3 protein-coding genes are annotated in these 18,551 nt (G+C 33.9%); all 3 read left to right on the top strand.

The features are described from left to right. The first annotated feature begins 13 nt into the window (after window positions 1-13). From OGZ34_RS19720 to OGZ34_RS19710, 3 genes are read left to right on the top strand one after another with little or no spacing between them, the layout of a single operon-like run. Window positions 14-7,624 (top strand): non-ribosomal peptide synthetase, encoded by a 7,611-nt coding sequence (locus OGZ34_RS19720; protein WP_263361445.1) that lies wholly within the window; start codon window positions 14-16, stop codon window positions 7,622-7,624. Continuing rightward, window positions 7,614-12,071, top strand: a complete 4,458-nt coding sequence (locus OGZ34_RS19715; RefSeq protein WP_263361444.1) for a type I polyketide synthase — start codon at window positions 7,614-7,616, stop codon at window positions 12,069-12,071. Before OGZ34_RS19720 ends, OGZ34_RS19715 begins: the two co-directional genes overlap by 11 nt. Further along, complete coding sequence (locus tag OGZ34_RS19710) at window positions 12,071-18,544, top strand: non-ribosomal peptide synthetase (protein ID WP_263361443.1); 6,474 nt, start codon at window positions 12,071-12,073, stop codon at window positions 18,542-18,544. The genes OGZ34_RS19715 and OGZ34_RS19710 overlap by 1 nt, the downstream gene beginning before the upstream one ends. The last annotated feature ends 7 nt before the right edge of the window (window positions 18,545-18,551 follow it).

The following is an 18,551-nucleotide window of genomic DNA, read 5'->3' as shown; positions in this document are numbered from 1 at the left end:
TAAGATAAGGGAAATGAAAACACTACTTAAAAAATTAAATGAACTTAATATAAAAATTGATTTGGTTGGAGATGGTCTTGACATTCAGGCGCCTAAAGGAGTTGTGACCCGGGAGATCTTAAATGAAATTCAGTTAAATAAAACCAAATTAATAGAATTTATAGCTTTCTACAAAACAAAAAAAGAGAAACAAAAAATTATTCCAAAAGCGCAGGAACAATCGAGCTATGTTTTATCTTCCTCCCAGCGCAGGTTGTGGCTATTAAGCCAATTCGAAGGTGGAAATGTAGCTTATAACATGCCGAGTGTTTTTGAATTGGAAGGGAAATTGGTTATTCCTTCTTTGCAAAGTGCTTTTCTGTCACTTATAGAGCGACATGAATCTTTAAGAACGCTGTTCAAAGAAGATAAGTCTGGTGAGGTTAGGCAAGTAATATTGAATTTGAATGATATTCGGTTCCAATTGCGACATGAAGATTTAAGCAAAGAAGAAAATAAATCAGATAGGATAAAATCTATAATTCAGGAAGAATCAGAATATGCTTTTGATTTATCGACCGATTCCTTGCTGAGAGCCAAATTAATAAGAACATCACAAGATAAGTATATATTTATTTGTGTGATGCATCATATTATTGGCGATGGTTGGTCGTCAGAAATAATGACCAATGAATTATTTGAATTTTATGATGCTCATATAAAAGGAAATCCAAGCCAATTACCAGCATTAAATATACAGTATAAAGATTATTCGACCTGGCAGCAGGAACAATTGAAGAATGATAGTATAGAAGATCATAAAGACTATTGGTTAGAACAATTTTCAGATGAGCTTCCGATATTAAATTTACCCGCTTATCAAACAAGACCAGTAATTAAGACCTATAATGGAAACGCTGTAAAGAAACTTTATGATGAGAATCTTCTAAAGAAAATTAACGAATTATATCAATCACAAGGATCTACCTTGTTTATGGGCTTATTAACTACCGTAAAAGTGTTATTGTTTAGATACAGCAATCAAAAAGACATAGTTATAGGAAGCCCCGTTGCTGGAAGAGAACAGTTGGATCTACAAAATCAAATAGGTTTTTATGTTAATACTTTAGCCTTAAGAACGCAGTTTGAAAAAGAAGACAGTTTTAAAGAATTATTGGCAAAGGTAAAAGGAGTTACTCTAGGAGCATATGAACACCAAATCTTTCCATTTGATGAATTAGTGGAGCATTTGCCGCTCAATAGAGATATGAGTCGGAATCCATTGTTTGATGTGATGGTTACTGTTCAGAATACTGAAATATTTAAAGCAAGTAACCAGAACATTCAGGAAGTTGTAGTTAGAGGACATCAGTCAGAAGAAGAAATTGTCAGCAAGTTTGATTTGGAGTTTTCTTTTAAAGAAACGGACAAAGGACTTGGCTTAAAACTAATATTCAACACCGATATTTATTCACAAGAATTCGCAGAAAACATATTGTCTCATCTTGAAATATTATTTCATAGTATCGTTGCGAAACCGGAACTTTCAATAGGTTCACTAGATTATTTAACGGAACCCGAAAAGCATCAGGTTTTGTCTGTTTTTAACGGTGCAGAAGTAGTTTATTCTGATAGTAAAACAGTAATAGATTTATTTGAAGAGCAAGTGCAGAGAGCACCCGAAAATGTGGCTGTGGTGTTTGAAGATACTGAATTGACGTATCGCGAGCTCGATCAAAAAACGAATCAATTAGCATCCTACCTAAGAGAAAATTATGCGATCCAACCTGATGATTTAGTAGGTGTAAAGTTAGAAAGAAGTGAAAAACTTATCATAGCTATTTTAGGTGTGCTAAAGGCCGGTGCGGCTTACGTTCCTATAGATATCAATTATCCGAAGGAGAGGATTGACTATATGGAAAAAGACAGCAATTGTAAAGTTGTAATTGATGAAGCAGAATTAGAAAGGTTTAATAAAGTTAAAGAAAAGTATTCTCAGGAAAAAAATAAGGTGCTTATAAAAGAGGAGAACCTTGTTTATGTTATTTACACTTCCGGTTCTACGGGAATTCCGAAAGGAATTATGATGGAACACAAATGTATGTTCAATCTGATCGTTTTTCATAATGAGCAATTTCACGACAATGATGTTCGTAAGGTATTGCAATTTACAAGTATAAGTTTCGATGTCTCATTTCAGGAAATATTTACCACATTGTCAAGGGGAGCAACTTTATATCCTATTACTGAAATAGTTAAAACAGATTCTGATGCGCTGTCAACCTTTATAAAGAAAAATACGATTGAAACTGTTTTTTTACCAACATCGTATTTTAAGATATTAATAGAGGTTAAAGCTTTTTATACCTTACTAACGTCCGGCATTATTAAAAATATAATAGTGGCAGGAGAACAGCTGACGTTAAGTAAAGAAGCTATAGAGAGAATTAGTAAGTCAGATACTAAACTACATAATCACTATGGACCAGCTGAAACACACGTTGTATCAACAATTACCATAAAAGATGATTACCTGATTGGTAATCCGCCTATTGGTTCTGCAATCTCAAATACGCAGATTTATGTGCTGGATGAAGATTTGCAACCGGTAGCAATAGGAGTAACCGGGAAACTTTATATTTCGGGATCTGGTGTGTCAAGAGGTTATTTAAACAATCCCGAGCTCACGAAAGAGAAGTTTATCGTAAATCCTTTTATAAAAGGAGAGCGAATGTATGATACCGGAGATTTAGGTTGTTGGTTACCTGACGGAAATATTGAGTTTCTGGGACGAAAAGACCATCAGGTAAAAATTAGAGGATATAGAATTGAACTTGGTGAAATAGAAAATGTCATATTACAGTACTCGGAGAATTTAAATCAGGTAGTTGTAGAGGCCAGAGAAGTAAATGGCGAGAAGGCATTAGTTGCTTATTTGGTAGCAACTACTGAGATAGATAAATCGGAATTGAGAAGTTTTCTGCAAGATAAAATGCCGGATTACATGGTTCCAAATTTTTATTCAGAATTGGATAAATTGCCATTAACCACTAATGGAAAGATAGATCGAAAAGCCCTGCCTGCTATTTCGGAGGAAGATATTATAAGAAAAGAATATGTTGCTCCAAAAAATAGTACTGAAATTGAACTGGTTAAAATATGGCAAGAAGTTTTAGGAGTTCCAAAGATTGGAATTACCGATAATTTCTTTGAATTGGGAGGTCATAGCTTAATCGTATCCCAGGTAATCAACAGAATCCACAAACAATTAGGTCAAACAATATCTTTTAAAGCTTTTTTTGCAAGCCCGACTATAGAAGGTTTAAGTAAGGAATTACAAGAGAATGCCTATATAGATATACCAAAAGCTACAGAGTCAGAATTTTATCCATTGACATCCTCACAAACGCGATTGTGGATATTAAGTCAGTTGGAAGGCGGTTCATTGGCGTATAATATTCCAACAGCTGTTACGCTAACCGGAGCTATCGACGTGGATAAGTTTGAGGAATCGTTTGCAAAATTAATTCATCGTCATGAGATTTTAAGAACTTATTTTAAAACAAATGAAGCAGGAGATATTAAGCAATATATTGTGCCCGTTGAGCAAGTAAATTTTAAATTAGACGAGAAAGATTTTAGTTCAGTACGAAACCAGGAAGTAGCTGTTGAGGATTATCTGCAGAAAGAAAATAGCGAGCCTTTTAATTTAGAGAAAGGACCGCTTGTAAGAGCTTCTTTAATCAAATTAAAAGAAGAAGAATATGTGTTTTTCTTATGCTTACATCATATCATTGGAGATGGATGGTCAATAGAAATATTAATAGCCGAGATCGTAAAAACGTACAATGCATTAACGAACGGAATAGAAATTGACCTGCCGGAATTAAGAATTCAGTACAAAGATTATGCGGTATGGATTAATAGCGAAATACAGCAAGAGAAACATAAAGTGTCGGAGGACTACTGGCTACAGCAATTTGAAGGAGAGTTGCCGGTATTGGATCTGCCGAGTTTTAAAACACGACCATTAGTTCAGACCTATAATGGAGATATTTGTACTCATAGATTTTCAAGTGTATTTTTAGAGAAGGTAAAAGCGTTTTCGAAAGAGCAGGATGTTACTTTATTTATGACTTTAATGGCAGGAATAAATGCCTTACTTCATAGGTATACAGGGCAAGATGACATTATCATAGGAACCCCGATAGCAGGAAGAGAACATCCCGATCTGGAAAATCAAATGGGATTGTATTTGAATACGCTTGCCATAAGGACTCAATTGAAAAAAGGAGATCGCTTTTTGGATTTAGTAAAAGCTCAAAAAGAAACTTTATTAGGAGCTTATGAACATCAAAGCTATCCTTTTGACGCATTGATAGGCAAATTGAATTTAAAAAGGGACACTAGCCGTTCCGCTTTATTTGATGTTTTGGTAATTCTACAAAACCAAGGACAGTTGCATAATATCAATAACGAAGAACTTATAAATCTTGAAGTAGGCGATTACGTTTTTAATAGTAAGACTTCTAAGTTTGATATTGGTTTTACATTTGTCGAAACAGAAGGATTAGACCTGACAATTGAGTATAATACGGATATTTTTGATACGTATTTAATTGAAAGAATGTTTGCTCATTTTGAGAGTATTGTTACAAAATCTTTAAGGCAACCCGAAATTGCCATACAGGAAATCAGTTATTTAACTGATTTTGAGGAAAACCAATTAGTTGGAACATTCAACGATACAGAAACGGTTTACCCTAAAGATAAAACAGTAATAGATTTGTTTGAAGAACAAGTCGGCAAAACGCCAAATAACGTAGCTCTTGTGTTTGGAGACACTGAGCTAACCTATCATGTGCTTAATGAGAAAGCAAATCAACTGGGAGCTTATTTAAGGGAAACTTATACTATTCAACCGGATGATTTAATTGGGATTAGGTTGCATAGAAGCGAATGGTTGCTTGTGACTATTTTAGGAATATTGAAATCGGGCGCAGCCTATGTACCTATTGATCCGGGTTATCCTGAAGAGAGGATCGCTTATGTAGAAAAAAATAGTAATAGCAAAGTTGTTATAGACGAATCATTTCTGCAAAAATTCCATAAAATTCAAGACAACTACTCGAAAAACAATATAGAAAAGATCAATCAGTTTGATGATTTAGCTTATGTTATCTATACTTCTGGTACTACAGGAAATCCCAAAGGGGTGATGCTGGAGCATGGAAATCTAACAAACTTTTTGTTTGGAATGGATAAATCGATTTCTATAAATGAGAAAGATCACTTATTAGCCATTACTTCAATTTCATTTGATATTTCAATTCTGGAGTTATTTTGGACCTTAACCAGAGGTATAACGATTACTTTAAAAGGGGACAATACTTCGCTTAATAATTTTGATTTATTTTTAAAAGACCATTCAATAGCACTGGATTTCAGTTTATTCTATTTTTCAAGTCAAGACGATTCAAATGATAATAAGTACCAGTTTTTAAAGGAATCAGCAGATTATGCTGATAAAAACGATTTTTCGGCAATATGGTTGCCCGAAAGGCACTTTCATGAATTTGGAGGAATATTTCCAAATCCATCCGTATTAGGAGCAGGGTTGGCAACAATTACAAAGAATGTTGAAATTCGTTCCGGTAGCGTTGTACTGCCATTGCATGATGCTGTCAGAGTAGCAGAAGAATGGTCAGTGGTAGACAATTTATCTAATGGAAGAGTTGCATTGTCTATTGCATCTGGCTGGCATGCTGATGATTTCATCCTGAAACCGGAAAATTATCTGGATAGACAAGAGATAATGTACGACCAGATAAAGGAACTAAAAACTCTTTGGAAAGGCGGTTCTGTAAAAAGGGAAAATGGCTTGGCTCAGGAAATCGATATCAAGGTATATCCAAGACCGGTTAATTCGAATTTAGAGATTTATATTACTTCGGGAGGAAACTCAGAAACATTTAGAAGCGCAGGTAAAATAGGAGCTAATATATTAACGCATTTACTGGGGCAGGAGATAAAAGATTTAGGAAATAATATAAAAATCTACAAACAAGCATTATTAGAAAATGGTTATTTCCCGGAAAATGCCAAAATAGCTTTGATGCTCCACACCTATATTGGAACCGATTTAGAGGAAGTAAAAAAGAAAGCAAAAGAACCTTTTAAATCCTACCTAAGATCAAGTTTGGGATTGATACAAAACTTAGCCAAAGCCTTAGAGAAAGACATTACAACCATTAGCGAAAATGATTTGAATGATTTACTTGAGTTGGCATTTGAAAGATACTGGCAAACAGCGGCTTTACTTGGAACAAAGGATTCATGTAAAAAGATACTATCTGATATTCATGCAATAGGAGTTACCGAGATAGCCTGTTTAGTAGATTTTGGTATTGCAGATACTGACGTACTTAAAGGATTAGAACACTTGACTGAACTGAAAAGTAATTACAGAAAAGATAGAAAGCCGGATGTCTCTAATACCAATCCAATTACTTCAATGCAGATAACGCCATCTTATTTAGAAGCACTATTAGAAGATGATAACTCCAGTTTATTTATAAAATCCCTGAAAAATATAATTGTTGGGGGAGAGAAATTTTCTAATGAGCTGTTGAGTAAGATTAGGGAGAGGACAGATTCTGAAATATATAATATGTATGGTCCTACAGAAACTACAATTTGGTCCACTTTCCAAAAAGCACAGAAAAATTCCAAATTGAATATTGGGAAACCAATACAGAACACTCAAATTTATATTCTGGATGAGAATAATAAAGTCTGTCCGATAGGTGTAAAAGGAGAGTTGTGCATAGCCGGGGATGGTTTGGCAAGAGGATACTACAAAGAAGAAAAACTGACAGCAGATAAATTTATTGCGTTTGAGAAGTTTTCAGGAATTAATGAAACAATATACAAAACCGGGGATTTAGCCAGATGGCTGCCTGACGGTACATTGGAGCATTTAGGCAGGCTTGATAATCAGGTTAAAATAAATGGTTTCAGAATTGAATTGGGTGAAATAGAAAGTGTACTACTTCAATATGAACAAATTAGTCAGGTAGTGGCATTAGTTGCACAAAATGAAACGGGGAATAAAAATCTGGTAGCTTATTATACGAGTTCTAAAAAAGTAGAGTCTGCTGAGTTGAGGGAATATGTTGAGCGAAGATTACCAAGTTATATGGTTCCTGGGCATTTTATTCAACTAGATGAAATTCCATTGACTCCCAATGGAAAGATCGATAGAAAGAAGTTACCAACATTCGAAGAGTTATTGACGAGTAAAGAATATGAAGCTCCACGAGATGGGGTAGAATTGAGGCTAGTTGATATTTGGTCGAAGGTGTTAAATATTGACAATGATAAAATTGGGGTGAAGGATAATTTTTTCGATTTAGGAGGGAATTCTCTACTGATGATAAAAATGCTGAACTCCTTAAATAAGGAATTTCAAACCAATATATCACTGCTGGAAGGCTATAATTTGCCCAACATTTTTGCAATTTCAGATTATATGAAATCGAACAAGAATAGCAGTCTGGTGGAAGAAAAAAACAAAATAGAAGAACTTTATAATGTAATGGAAGAATCGTATAACTTATTAAATTTTGAAAATAATGAAGACTAATCAATATTCGGGATTTGAGGTTGCAGTAGTTGGAATGTCATTTAGGACATCAGGAGCTTCAAACTGGAGAGAGTTTTGGCAAAACCTTATCTCGTCAAAGGAATCATTGAGTTTTTTGACTGAGAAAGAGTTGATTGATGCAGGTATGGACAAAGCATTTATTAAAGATAAAAATTATGTTAACTGCACAACAAACATCATAAATAAAGATTGCTTTGATTCTAAATTTTTTGGGTATTCTAATGATGAGGCAAAGATGATGTATCCTGGACACAGATTTTTTCATGAGTGTGTTTGGGAAGCTTTAGAAGATGCAGGCTACATTCCTGAAAATATAAATGAACCAGTAGGAATTTATGCCGGTGCAGGAGAAGATATTATATGGAAATCTTTTGTTAATCTATCTGCCGAAAGTCAGAAAGTCAATAATTTTTTCCTGAATACGATAAACAATAAGGACTATCTGGCGACACTGGTTTCTTATAAGTTAGGGCTAAGAGGACCTTCAATGGCTATTAATACGGCTTGTTCAACCTCCTTAGTTGCAATTCATACTGCTTGTAAAGCATTAATTTTTGGAGAGACTAAAATTGCTTTGGCCGGAGCTTCATCATTAGTTAACGGAAGTCAGAAAGGCTATATTTATGAAGAAGGATCTATTGTTTCAAGAGACGGTCATTGTAAGGCTTTTGACAAAGATTCTACAGGTACTGTTAACGGCGAAGGTACTGGTGTAGTAGTCTTAAAAAGATTAAAAGATGCTTTAGAGGATAGAGATAATATTTATGCGATCATAAAAGGAAGTGCAGTTAATAATGATGGTAATAAAAAAGTTGGATTTACTGCTCCCAGTATTGAAGGACAGGTTGCTTGTATTAAAATGGCTCAAAAATTCTCCAGAGTTGACCCCGAAACTATAAGTTATGTAGAAACACATGGTACCGGAACTAAGCTGGGAGATTCAATTGAAGTCGAGGCATTAAATATTGCATTTAAAAACAACAATGATTTTGCTTGTCCTATAGGTTCAGTTAAAACAAACATAGGACATCTGGATACGGCATCAGGAGTGGCCGGATTCATTAAAACAGTTTTAAGTTTAAAAAACAAAAAAATTCCGGCAAGTTTACATTTTAACGAGCCTGACCCCAATATTAATTTTCAGGGAGGACCATTTTTTGTCAATAATAATCTGTCAGAATGGGAAGCAAAAAATGCTAATCCTCTAAGAGCAGCCGTAAACTCATTTGGAGTAGGAGGAACAAACGCACATCTTATTCTGGAAGAAGCTCCGGTTGTAGAAAGAAATGCTTCAGAAAAGGATTTTAATTTGCTTGTTTTGTCTGCTAAAACAGAGACTTCTCTAAATAACTATTTTGATAAATTAACGAATTTCTTAGCAAAAGAAGAAGATTTGAATTTATCAGATATGTGTTATACCTATCAAACAGGTCGTCAGAATTTCGAGAACAGAATTGCATTATCATTTAAAAATAAAAATGAATTGCAGCTAAAACTGGAAGAAATTACAGCACAAAGAAAACCATTTGCAAAAGTAAAAGGGGCGCAAAGTTCTGTTGTTTTTATGTTCCCGGGACAAGGTTCTCAATATGTAAATATGGGGAAAGATTTATACGAATCGAATGCCATATTTAGAGAATATATGGACACTGGTTTTGAGTTTCTAAAGAAATTAACAAATCAGGATTTTAAAAAAATAGTGTATCCTGAGAATATTGACGAAAACTATAATATAAACGATACTTCTTTTGCTCAGCCAATTATTTTTCTTGTAGAATATGCGCTGGCAAAAGTATTAATAGATTTTGGTATAGTTCCCAATTATATGATTGGCCATAGCATAGGCGAATATACAGCGGCTTGTATAAGCGGACTTTTCACCTTTGAGCAAGCGCTGAAATTGGTGGTTAAGAGAGGAGAACTAATGGCCAGTTTGCCAAAAGGTTCAATGATAAGTGTACCTATAGATGAGCTACAGGCTCAAAAGTTTCTAAGTGATGACATTTCTCTTGCTGCAGTAAATGGGCCTGGTCAGGTTGTTCTTTCAGGAAATGATAGTGCAATAGAAAAAGTAATCGAAAGATTAACCCAGAGTGATATACCATATATTAAACTTCATACCTCTCATGCTTTTCATTCGAGTATGCAAGATTCTATTCTTGAGGAATTTAAAGCCGAATTTAAAAATTTAGAATTCAATAAAATACAAATACCTTTTGTTTCAAATATAACAGGGGATTTTATTAAAAACGAGGAAGCGATTTCAAGCGATTACTGGGCAAAACAACTCAGAAATACAGTGAAATTTTCAAAAGGTGTAAGTAGTTTACTGTCAGATAATAATCGTGTTTTTATTGAAGTTGGTGCAGGTAGTTCCTTAAGTAGTCTACTTAGACAGCATAAAACAGAAAAGAGCACTAAAATAGTAAATACCTTAAGATCTATAAAAGTTAACGAAAATGACGAAAAGTATTTCTTAGAAAACCTTGGATTACTTTGGACTTATGGAGTTAATGTAAAATGGCAGAAGTTACATGAAAATCAAGAGAGGTATAGAATTTCGGTACCTACTTATGCTTTTGATAACTTGAGATACAAAGCAGAAATAGACCATAACAAGCTGTTTAATGGAGCTAATAGTATTGTATTAAATGATTTAGAAAATAGTTTTTATTTTCCTTCCTGGAAACGTTCAGTGCTTGATTCTCGTAATAATTCAGATCACAAGACTTTCTTAGTTTTTTCTGATGACACAGATTGTTCGAGAGAAATGATTAAAGAAATTACTGATGCAAACAATAGTGTAATAGAAGTATTGACAGGTGCATCTTATTTTAAACATTCTGCATCTAAGTTTTCAATTGATCCATTAAACACAGATAACTACAATCAATTGTTCCAGGATCTGGAATCTGAAGGGATAAGTATCTCAAGTGTCATTTATCTATGGTCGTTAAGCGTTAAAGCATCAGAAGTAAAGTTAGTTGAAGAAAATCTAGAATTCAATCTGATTTATTTTTGTTTGGGAAGGATTACTAAGACATGGAAAAATGGTAATGACAAAAAGATTTTCGTATTCACTAATGTACTACATAGTGTACTTGGAAACGAAAAGATTAATTACTGCAATTCTTTAGTGTTAGGGTTGATTAAGGTTATGCCTCTTGAAAATCAGATTATTGGGGTAAATGTTGATATTGATGCAGATAATTGGAATGCAAAATTAGTTCAGAATGTTGTTTCTGAGGTTTTAAGTAACAACATACAATCTGATCGAATTGTTTCCTATCGATTAGGTCAGAGATGGGTTCAGGACTTTCAAAAAGTTTTCCAGAATTTAAATAAAGAAGAAGGCTCGTCTATCAGAAAGCAAGGAACATACTTGATTACGGGAGGATTAGGAAAATTAGGGAACTCAATTTCAAAATACCTGATAAACGAATATCAGGCCAATGTGATATTAATAGGAAGAAGAGATTTAAGTATCATTAGCGACAGCGAAGATCTTAGTGTTAAGAGATATAAAGAGTTAGAAAAATTGAGCGGAAATATTAAATATTTAAGCGTAGATATATCCAATTCAGATGATCTTAATAGAGTAGTAGCACAAAATAGAGAGCTCTTTAATACTGTTAATGGAATCATTCATTTAGCCAGAGGAAATGACAATGATGTCGATTTTATAGAGAATCTGTCATTAGATAAATCAATCAATATGTTGGCTCCCAAAGTTAACGGGATTGAAAATCTATACAGAGTTTTTAAAGATATTGATATTGATTTTAGCTGGATGACCTCTAGTTTGTCTGCTACATACGGAACAATGGGATTGTCAGCATATACTTCTTCAAACATCTATTTAGAATATTTTGCCTACAGCAAAGCAGGTAATTTTAAATGTATTGAATTTCCCGCAATTAATTTCGAAGACAATGGGGCTTACAATAGGCAAAACATCTTGTCTGATTCGGAGGTTATTGAAGTTTTCGAGAAAAGTTTGAATGTTAAAAATGCAAATGTCATATACATATCTAAAGAGGACATAAACTTAACATTAAAAGCCTTTTTAAATATAGAAGGCCTAAATATTGACTCAGACTATAAGCAGACCAACGAGAAAACGGAACGACCTGACTTGGAAACAGAATATCTATCTCCTCAAACGGATACGGAGAAAAAACTAAAATTAATTTTCGAAGACTTTTTTGAGATACTTGATGTTGGTGTAAAGGATGACTTTTTTGAATTGGGAGGAGATTCATTAAGAGCAATGGTATTTCTGAAAAAAATTAATAGTGAGTTTAGTATAGAGATTTCGATCAGCGATTTTTTCTCTAATAAGAATATTCAAGGCCTTGCCAATTTAATAGATGAAAAAAATTGGTTAAATGTGAGTCTTGATTTGAAAAACGAAATAACGATCTAATGAGAGAATTATTAGCAACACTTAGGGAAAATAAAATTCATATTTCTTTAGAAAACGAAAATCTGAAATTGAAATTTGATGGTGATGGAATACCGGATTCAATTTTAGAAACGATTAAAAAGAATAAAGAACAGTTAATACTGTTTTTGAAAAATAATAATCAACCTAATCGTTTAATTTCTGCTATACCCAAAGTAGAGCGGCAGGAGGACTATGCTCTTTCATCGGCACAGCATTCGATATGGCTTCTCAGTCAGATAGATGTAGTCGCATTAGGCTATAATATTTCGGAAATTTTTAAATTTAAGGGAACTTTAAATATTGAAATTCTTGAATTAGCAATAAAAGAGGTAATCAAAAGACATGAAATTCTAAGAACAGTATTCAAACAGAATAGTTTTGGGGAAGTAAGACAATTTATCTTATCACCTTCTGATTTTAAATTCAACTTAAATTATGCAGATGTCAGTAATTTAGAGGATCCTGAAAAAAAATTAGAGAAAATTATCGATGATGAAATAGGATACCAATTTGATTTATCTTCTGAATCTTTATTCAGGGTAAATTTGATAAGAACCGGTTCGGAAGAAATTGTATTATGTTTTGTTATACAGCATATTATAAGCGACGGATGGTCAATTAATTTGCTGATTAATGAAATGCTAACATTCTATATGGCTTTTTGCCAAAATAAGAGTATTAGATTAGAGCCATTAAGAATTCAGTACAAAGATTATTCAGAGTGGCAGCAAAATAATTTAAACAGCGAGCTACTGGAAAAGAATAAATTATTCTGGACGAATCAATTTAATGATGAATTGCCCGTCTTAGAATTACCAACTTTAAAAGCCAGACCTATTGTTAAAACCTATAATGTGAATACGTTATGGCATAATTACTCGGATGATTTTTTGAGTAAGTTGAAAATGATTTCTAAAAATGGTGACACCACCTTATTTTCGACCTTAATGTCTGTTATGAATCTTTTGCTATACCGATATTCAGGACAAGATGATGTAATTTTAGGAACAGCTATTGCAGGAAGAGAAAACCAGGAATTGGAAAATCAAATTGGAATGTATATTAATACGTTGGCAATTCGAACAAAACTCAATGGATCTGAAAATTTTAATGAATTATTAAGTAAAGTAAAGAATGTTTTACTGCAGGCATTTCAACATCAGGATTATCCATTTAATGAATTAATTAACGAGCTTAAACATAAGAGAAGTAAAAACAGATCTCCATTATTTGATATTTTGGTCATACTTCAAAATCAGAAAAGTATCCAGGCAAATGAGTTTAAAGTTTCTGATTTAGAGATATCTAAAATTTCGGAATATCAAAATTCAACGAGTCAGTTCGATATGAAATTTGAGTTTTTTGAAATGGAAAATGGATTGAAGCTAGGATTAGAATACAATACGGATATTTATGATTCGGCTTTTATTCACAGATTTTTTTCTCATTTTGAAAACATTGTAGATTCTATATTCCAGAATTCAGAGCTGCCAATCGGTCATTTAAGTTATTTGTCAAAAGAAGAAGTAAATCAGCTTTTATTAGGATTCAATGATACTAAGATGGTGTATCCTAATACTAAAACGGTAATCGACTTATTTGAAGATCAGGTAGAAAAAACGCCCGAAAGTATTGCCGTTGTATTTGAAGAGATAGAGTTGACTTATAAGGAACTTAACGAAAGATCAAATCAATTAGCGCACTATTTAAGAGAAAACCACGCCATTCAGCCTGATGATTTAATAGCGGTAAAACTGGATAGAAGCGAAAAGATAATCATAGCTATTTTGGGAGTATTGAAATCAGGTGCAGCTTATGTGCCAATAGATGTTAATTACCCAAAAGAAAGAATAGCTTATATTGAAAAAGACAGTAATAGTAAGATTGTTATCGATGAAAAAGTGTTGGAAAAATTTAGTGAGATTCAGGAAAATTTTCCAAAAGAAAATATAGTGAAGATCAATAATCCACATGATTTAGTCTATGTTATTTACACTTCCGGGACAACCGGGAATCCTAAAGGAGTAATGGTGGAGCATGGTAATCTTGTGAGTTCCACAATTAGTAGAATTGAATTTTATCAAGTTCAAAAAACGTTACTATTAATATCTTCTTATGCTTTTGATTCTTCAGTTGCCGTTATATGGGGAGGATTAATCAATGGAGGCACACTGGTAATTGAAAATGAGTCCGTAATAAAGGATTCAGAAAGTATTGTAAAGAGAATAATAAAAAGCGAGGTAACAGATATGCTTTGTGTACCAAGTTACTATGGTTTTTTATTCAATGAACTAAAAAAAAATAAGGATTCTTTGAAATTGAAAAATTTAATTCTAGCCGGAGAGCAGGTTAAATTAGATTTGATAGCTTCTCATAAAGAAGATTTTGAAAGTATCACATTATTTAATGAATACGGGCCAACTGAGGGCACCGTTTGGGCAACAGTATTTAAAATAAATGATTTTGAAAATCTGGTTATTCCAATTGGCCGCCCCATATCAAACACTCAGATTTATATTTTAGACGATAACTTAGAGCCAGTTGTTATTGGCGGTTCAGGAAAGTTGTATGTTTCTGGCTCAGGTGTTGCCAGAGGTTATTTGAACAAGCCGGAGCTTACCCTAGAGAAGTTTGTACCAAATCCTTTTATAGAAGGCAAGCGTATGTATGATACGGGAGATTTAGCGTGTTGGCTACCCGACGGAAACATTGAATTTTTAGGAAGAAAAGACCATCAGGTAAAAATCAGAGGCTATAGAATTGAGCTTGGTGAGATCGAGAATACCATTTTACAGTACTCAGAAGATTTAAAACAAGTAGTTGTTGAAGTAAAAGAAAACAATCAGGAGAAAGTACTGGTTGCTTACTTTGTTTCGGCAGCAAATCTGGAAAAAGCGCAGTTGCGTAGTTTTCTGCAAGAGAAATTGCCGGATTATATGGTTCCGGGTTTTTATATTGAATTAGAGAAATTGCCACTAACCCCTAACGGAAAAATAGACCGAAACGCCTTGCCTGGTATCTCTGTAGAAGATGTCATAAGAAAAGAGTATGTAGGTCCAAGAAACAAAACCGAAGAAAATTTGGTTCTAATATGGCAGGAAGTTTTAGGAATAGAGCAAATCGGGATAACCGATAATTTCTTTGAGTTAGGAGGACATAGCCTGATCATCGCTCAGGTGATCAACCGTACACATAAGCAATTAGGAAAAACAGTCTCTTTTAAGGTGTTTTTTGCCAATCCAACAATAGAAGGCTTGAGTAAGGAATTACAGGAGAAGAATTTTATAGCAATCCCCACAGCAACAGAAGCAGCATCTTATCCGTTGACCTCTTCGCAAAGCCGACTTTGGATTTTGAGTCAGTTGGAAGGCGGTTCATTGGCGTATAATATGCCAGCGGCAGTCAAACTAACCGGAGTTGTTGATGGGACTAAATTTGAAGAATCGTTTAAACGATTGATTGCTCGTCATGAAATTTTGAGAACCAGTTTCAAAACAGATCAGTCCGGAGATGTTCGACAATACATCGTACCCACAGAGCAAGTCAACTTTACGATAGCAGAGCAGGACTATAGTGCAAGAGAAAATCAGGGAGAAGCCATTGCAGATTATTTACAAGCAATAAACAATGAGCCTTTCGATTTGGAACAAGCACCACTTGTCAGAGCTTCTTTAATCAAATTAAAAGAAGAAGAGCATGTGTTTTTCTTATCCCTTCATCATATTATTGGAGACGGATGGTCAATAGAAGTCTTGATATCAGAGGTTGTGAAAACCTACAATGCACTAACGCAAGGCACCGAAATAGCCTTACCTGAATTAAGCCTTCAGTATAAAGACTATGCAGTGTGGCTCAATGACGAAATACAGCAGGAGCAATATCAGGCATCCGAACATTATTGGCTAGAACAATTTGCAGGCGAGTTACCGGTATTGGATTTACCAAGTTTTAAAACCCGTCCATTAATTCAGACTTATAATGGTGATAGTCTTACACACCGGTTTTCGAGAGTATTTTTAGATAAATTAAAAAGATTTTCAAAAGAACAGGACCTTACCTTGTTTATGAGTTTAATGGCAGGAATAAATGCTTTGTTGCATAAATATACAGGTCAGGACGACATCATAATTGGAACCCCGATTGCAGGAAGAGAACATCCGGATCTGGAGCATCAAATAGGTTTGTATCTCAATACGCTTGCTATACGAACTCAATTGAAAAAAGAGACCAGTTTTGCAGATCTTGCGGCCTCCCAAAAAGAGACTTTATTGGGAGCTTACGAATATCAGAGTTATCCTTTTGATGTATTGGTGGGCAAACTGAACTTAAAAAGAGACACGAGTCGTACCGCTTTATTTGATATTCTGGTTGTTTTACAAAACCAGGGACAGTTGAATAATCTTAATAATGAGGAACTGGCCAATTTTCAGGTAAGTGATTATGAGTTTTCCAGAAAAACATCGCAATTTGATGTGAGTTTCACCTTTGCAGAAACAGAAGGATTAGACCTTACCATTGAATACAATACCGACATCTACGATGCTTATTTGATAGAAAGAATGTTTACTCATTTTGAGAATCTTGTTACGGGAGCTTTGGAACAGCCGGAAATGCCTATTCATGATATCGACTACCTCACCAAAGAAGAAGAGCAAGAGTTGTTGGTTGGATTTAATAATACAGCCGTAGCTTATCCAAAAGATAAAACAATAATAGACTTATTTGAAGATCAGGTTGCCGGCACACCAAATAATATTGCTGTTGTATTTGAAGAAACACAACTAACGTATCAGGAGCTAAATGAAAAGGCAAACCAGTTGGCTTTTTATTTAAGAGATCGATATGCTGTTAAATCGGATGATTTGATCGGTATAAAGCTTGATAGAAGCGAGAAGATGCTCATCGTTATTCTGGGAATATTAAAATCGGGAGCGGCTTATGTTCCAATAGATGTTAATTATCCTCAGGAGAGGATTGCTTACATCGAGAAGGATAGCAATAGCAAGATTGTTATTGATGAAGAAGCTTTAGGTGTATTTACAGAAGTTCAGCAGGAATATTCGAAAGCGAATCCTGAAAAAATAAACAAACCACATGATTTAGCCTATGTAATTTATACATCTGGTACTACAGGAAATCCAAAAGGAGTGATGGTAGAGCATGAGAGTCTGGCAATAAAACTTATTCATGAAAAACAACTATTAGGCCTTTCTAAGGATATGAAGAGTTGTCTTATGACTAATTATGTGTTTGATGTATCTATACTGGAAATTTTGTTACCATTAATGATTGGCGGATGTATAGCAGTGCCTAGGACAGAAATTATTCTGAATTCGGATGAAATAGTGAAATTTTTAGAATCAAATCAGGTAACTATTTTACAGGGAACGCCTACCTATTTTAAGAACATATTAATAAGCAATGATTCAATCTCTAAAATTGATTGTGTAACAACTATTTGTTTGGGAGGAGAGTCTTTAGATGAGAAAATATTTTTAAAGATTAAAGAGATATTTCCAAATGCAAGCATAAACAATCATTACGGTCCTACGGAAACTGTCATAGACGCAACCAGTTATTTAAATATTAAAAATTTCCCTAAAAATATTATTGGAAAGCCTTTAGATAATACCAAAGTTTATATGCTTGACAGTAATAAAAAACTGCAAGCTATTGGAGTCATTGGAGAGTTATATATAGGAGGCCTTTCTTTGTCCAGAGGCTACCTGAATAAAAATACTTTAACTGAAGAGACTTTCTTTTCTGATCCTTATAATGCAAATGGAAAAATGTATAAAACGGGAGATTTGGGAAGATGGCTGCCTGATGGAAATATCGAGTTTATAGGTAGAAAAGACAACCAAATTAAGATACGCGGATATCGGGTAGAACTAGGAGAAATAGAGAAAACGATTTTAAAAGCTTCCAAAATAATAAAGCAGGCTGTAGTAGATGTAAAAATAATTAAAGAAGAGAAGTTTCTCGTGGTGTACTTCACTGCTCATTCTAAAATTGATATCTATGAGCTAAAAGAAGCTATTAGCAGCTATTTACCTGACTATATGACTCCGACTTATTTTGTTGAAATTAAAGAGTTTTTTCTGAACTCTAATGGAAAAATAGACAAAACAAAATTCCCTGAAGTTTCAGAAGACAATCTTATAAAGAATGTTCTGGTGTTACCTGGAAATGACTTAGAAACTCAATTATTGGAGTTTTGGAGGACTGTATTAAACATTGAGAAAATAAGTGTTACAGATAATTTCTTTGATGTTGGAGGGAATTCAATATTAGTGACAAAACTTTACGAACTCCTTAAAAAGAATATATCGCAAGACATTAGTATTACCCATTTATTCTCGATGAATTCAATTCGTCTGCAAGCCCAATATATATCGCAATACAAGCCTGAGTCCATAAAACAAGAGGAAATTATAGAAATTGATTTTTAAAAATAAT

The organism is Flavobacterium collinsii (assembly GCF_946903285.1).
Lineage (GTDB): Bacteria > Bacteroidota > Bacteroidia > Flavobacteriales > Flavobacteriaceae > Flavobacterium > Flavobacterium collinsii.
Note: the sequence above shows the minus strand (reverse complement) of the source record. Positions and strands in the feature narration are given on the sequence as shown.

Excerpts from the sequence above, each read along its gene's own strand:
- OGZ34_RS19720 (WP_263361445.1), top strand. The coding sequence starts at position 14 with ATGAAAACACTACTTAAAAAATTAAATGAACTTAATATAAAAATTGAT.
- OGZ34_RS19715 (WP_263361444.1), top strand. The coding sequence starts at position 7,614 with ATGAAGACTAATCAATATTCGGGATTTGAGGTTGCAGTAGTTGGAATG.
- OGZ34_RS19710 (WP_263361443.1), top strand. The coding sequence starts at position 12,071 with ATGAGAGAATTATTAGCAACACTTAGGGAAAATAAAATTCATATTTCT.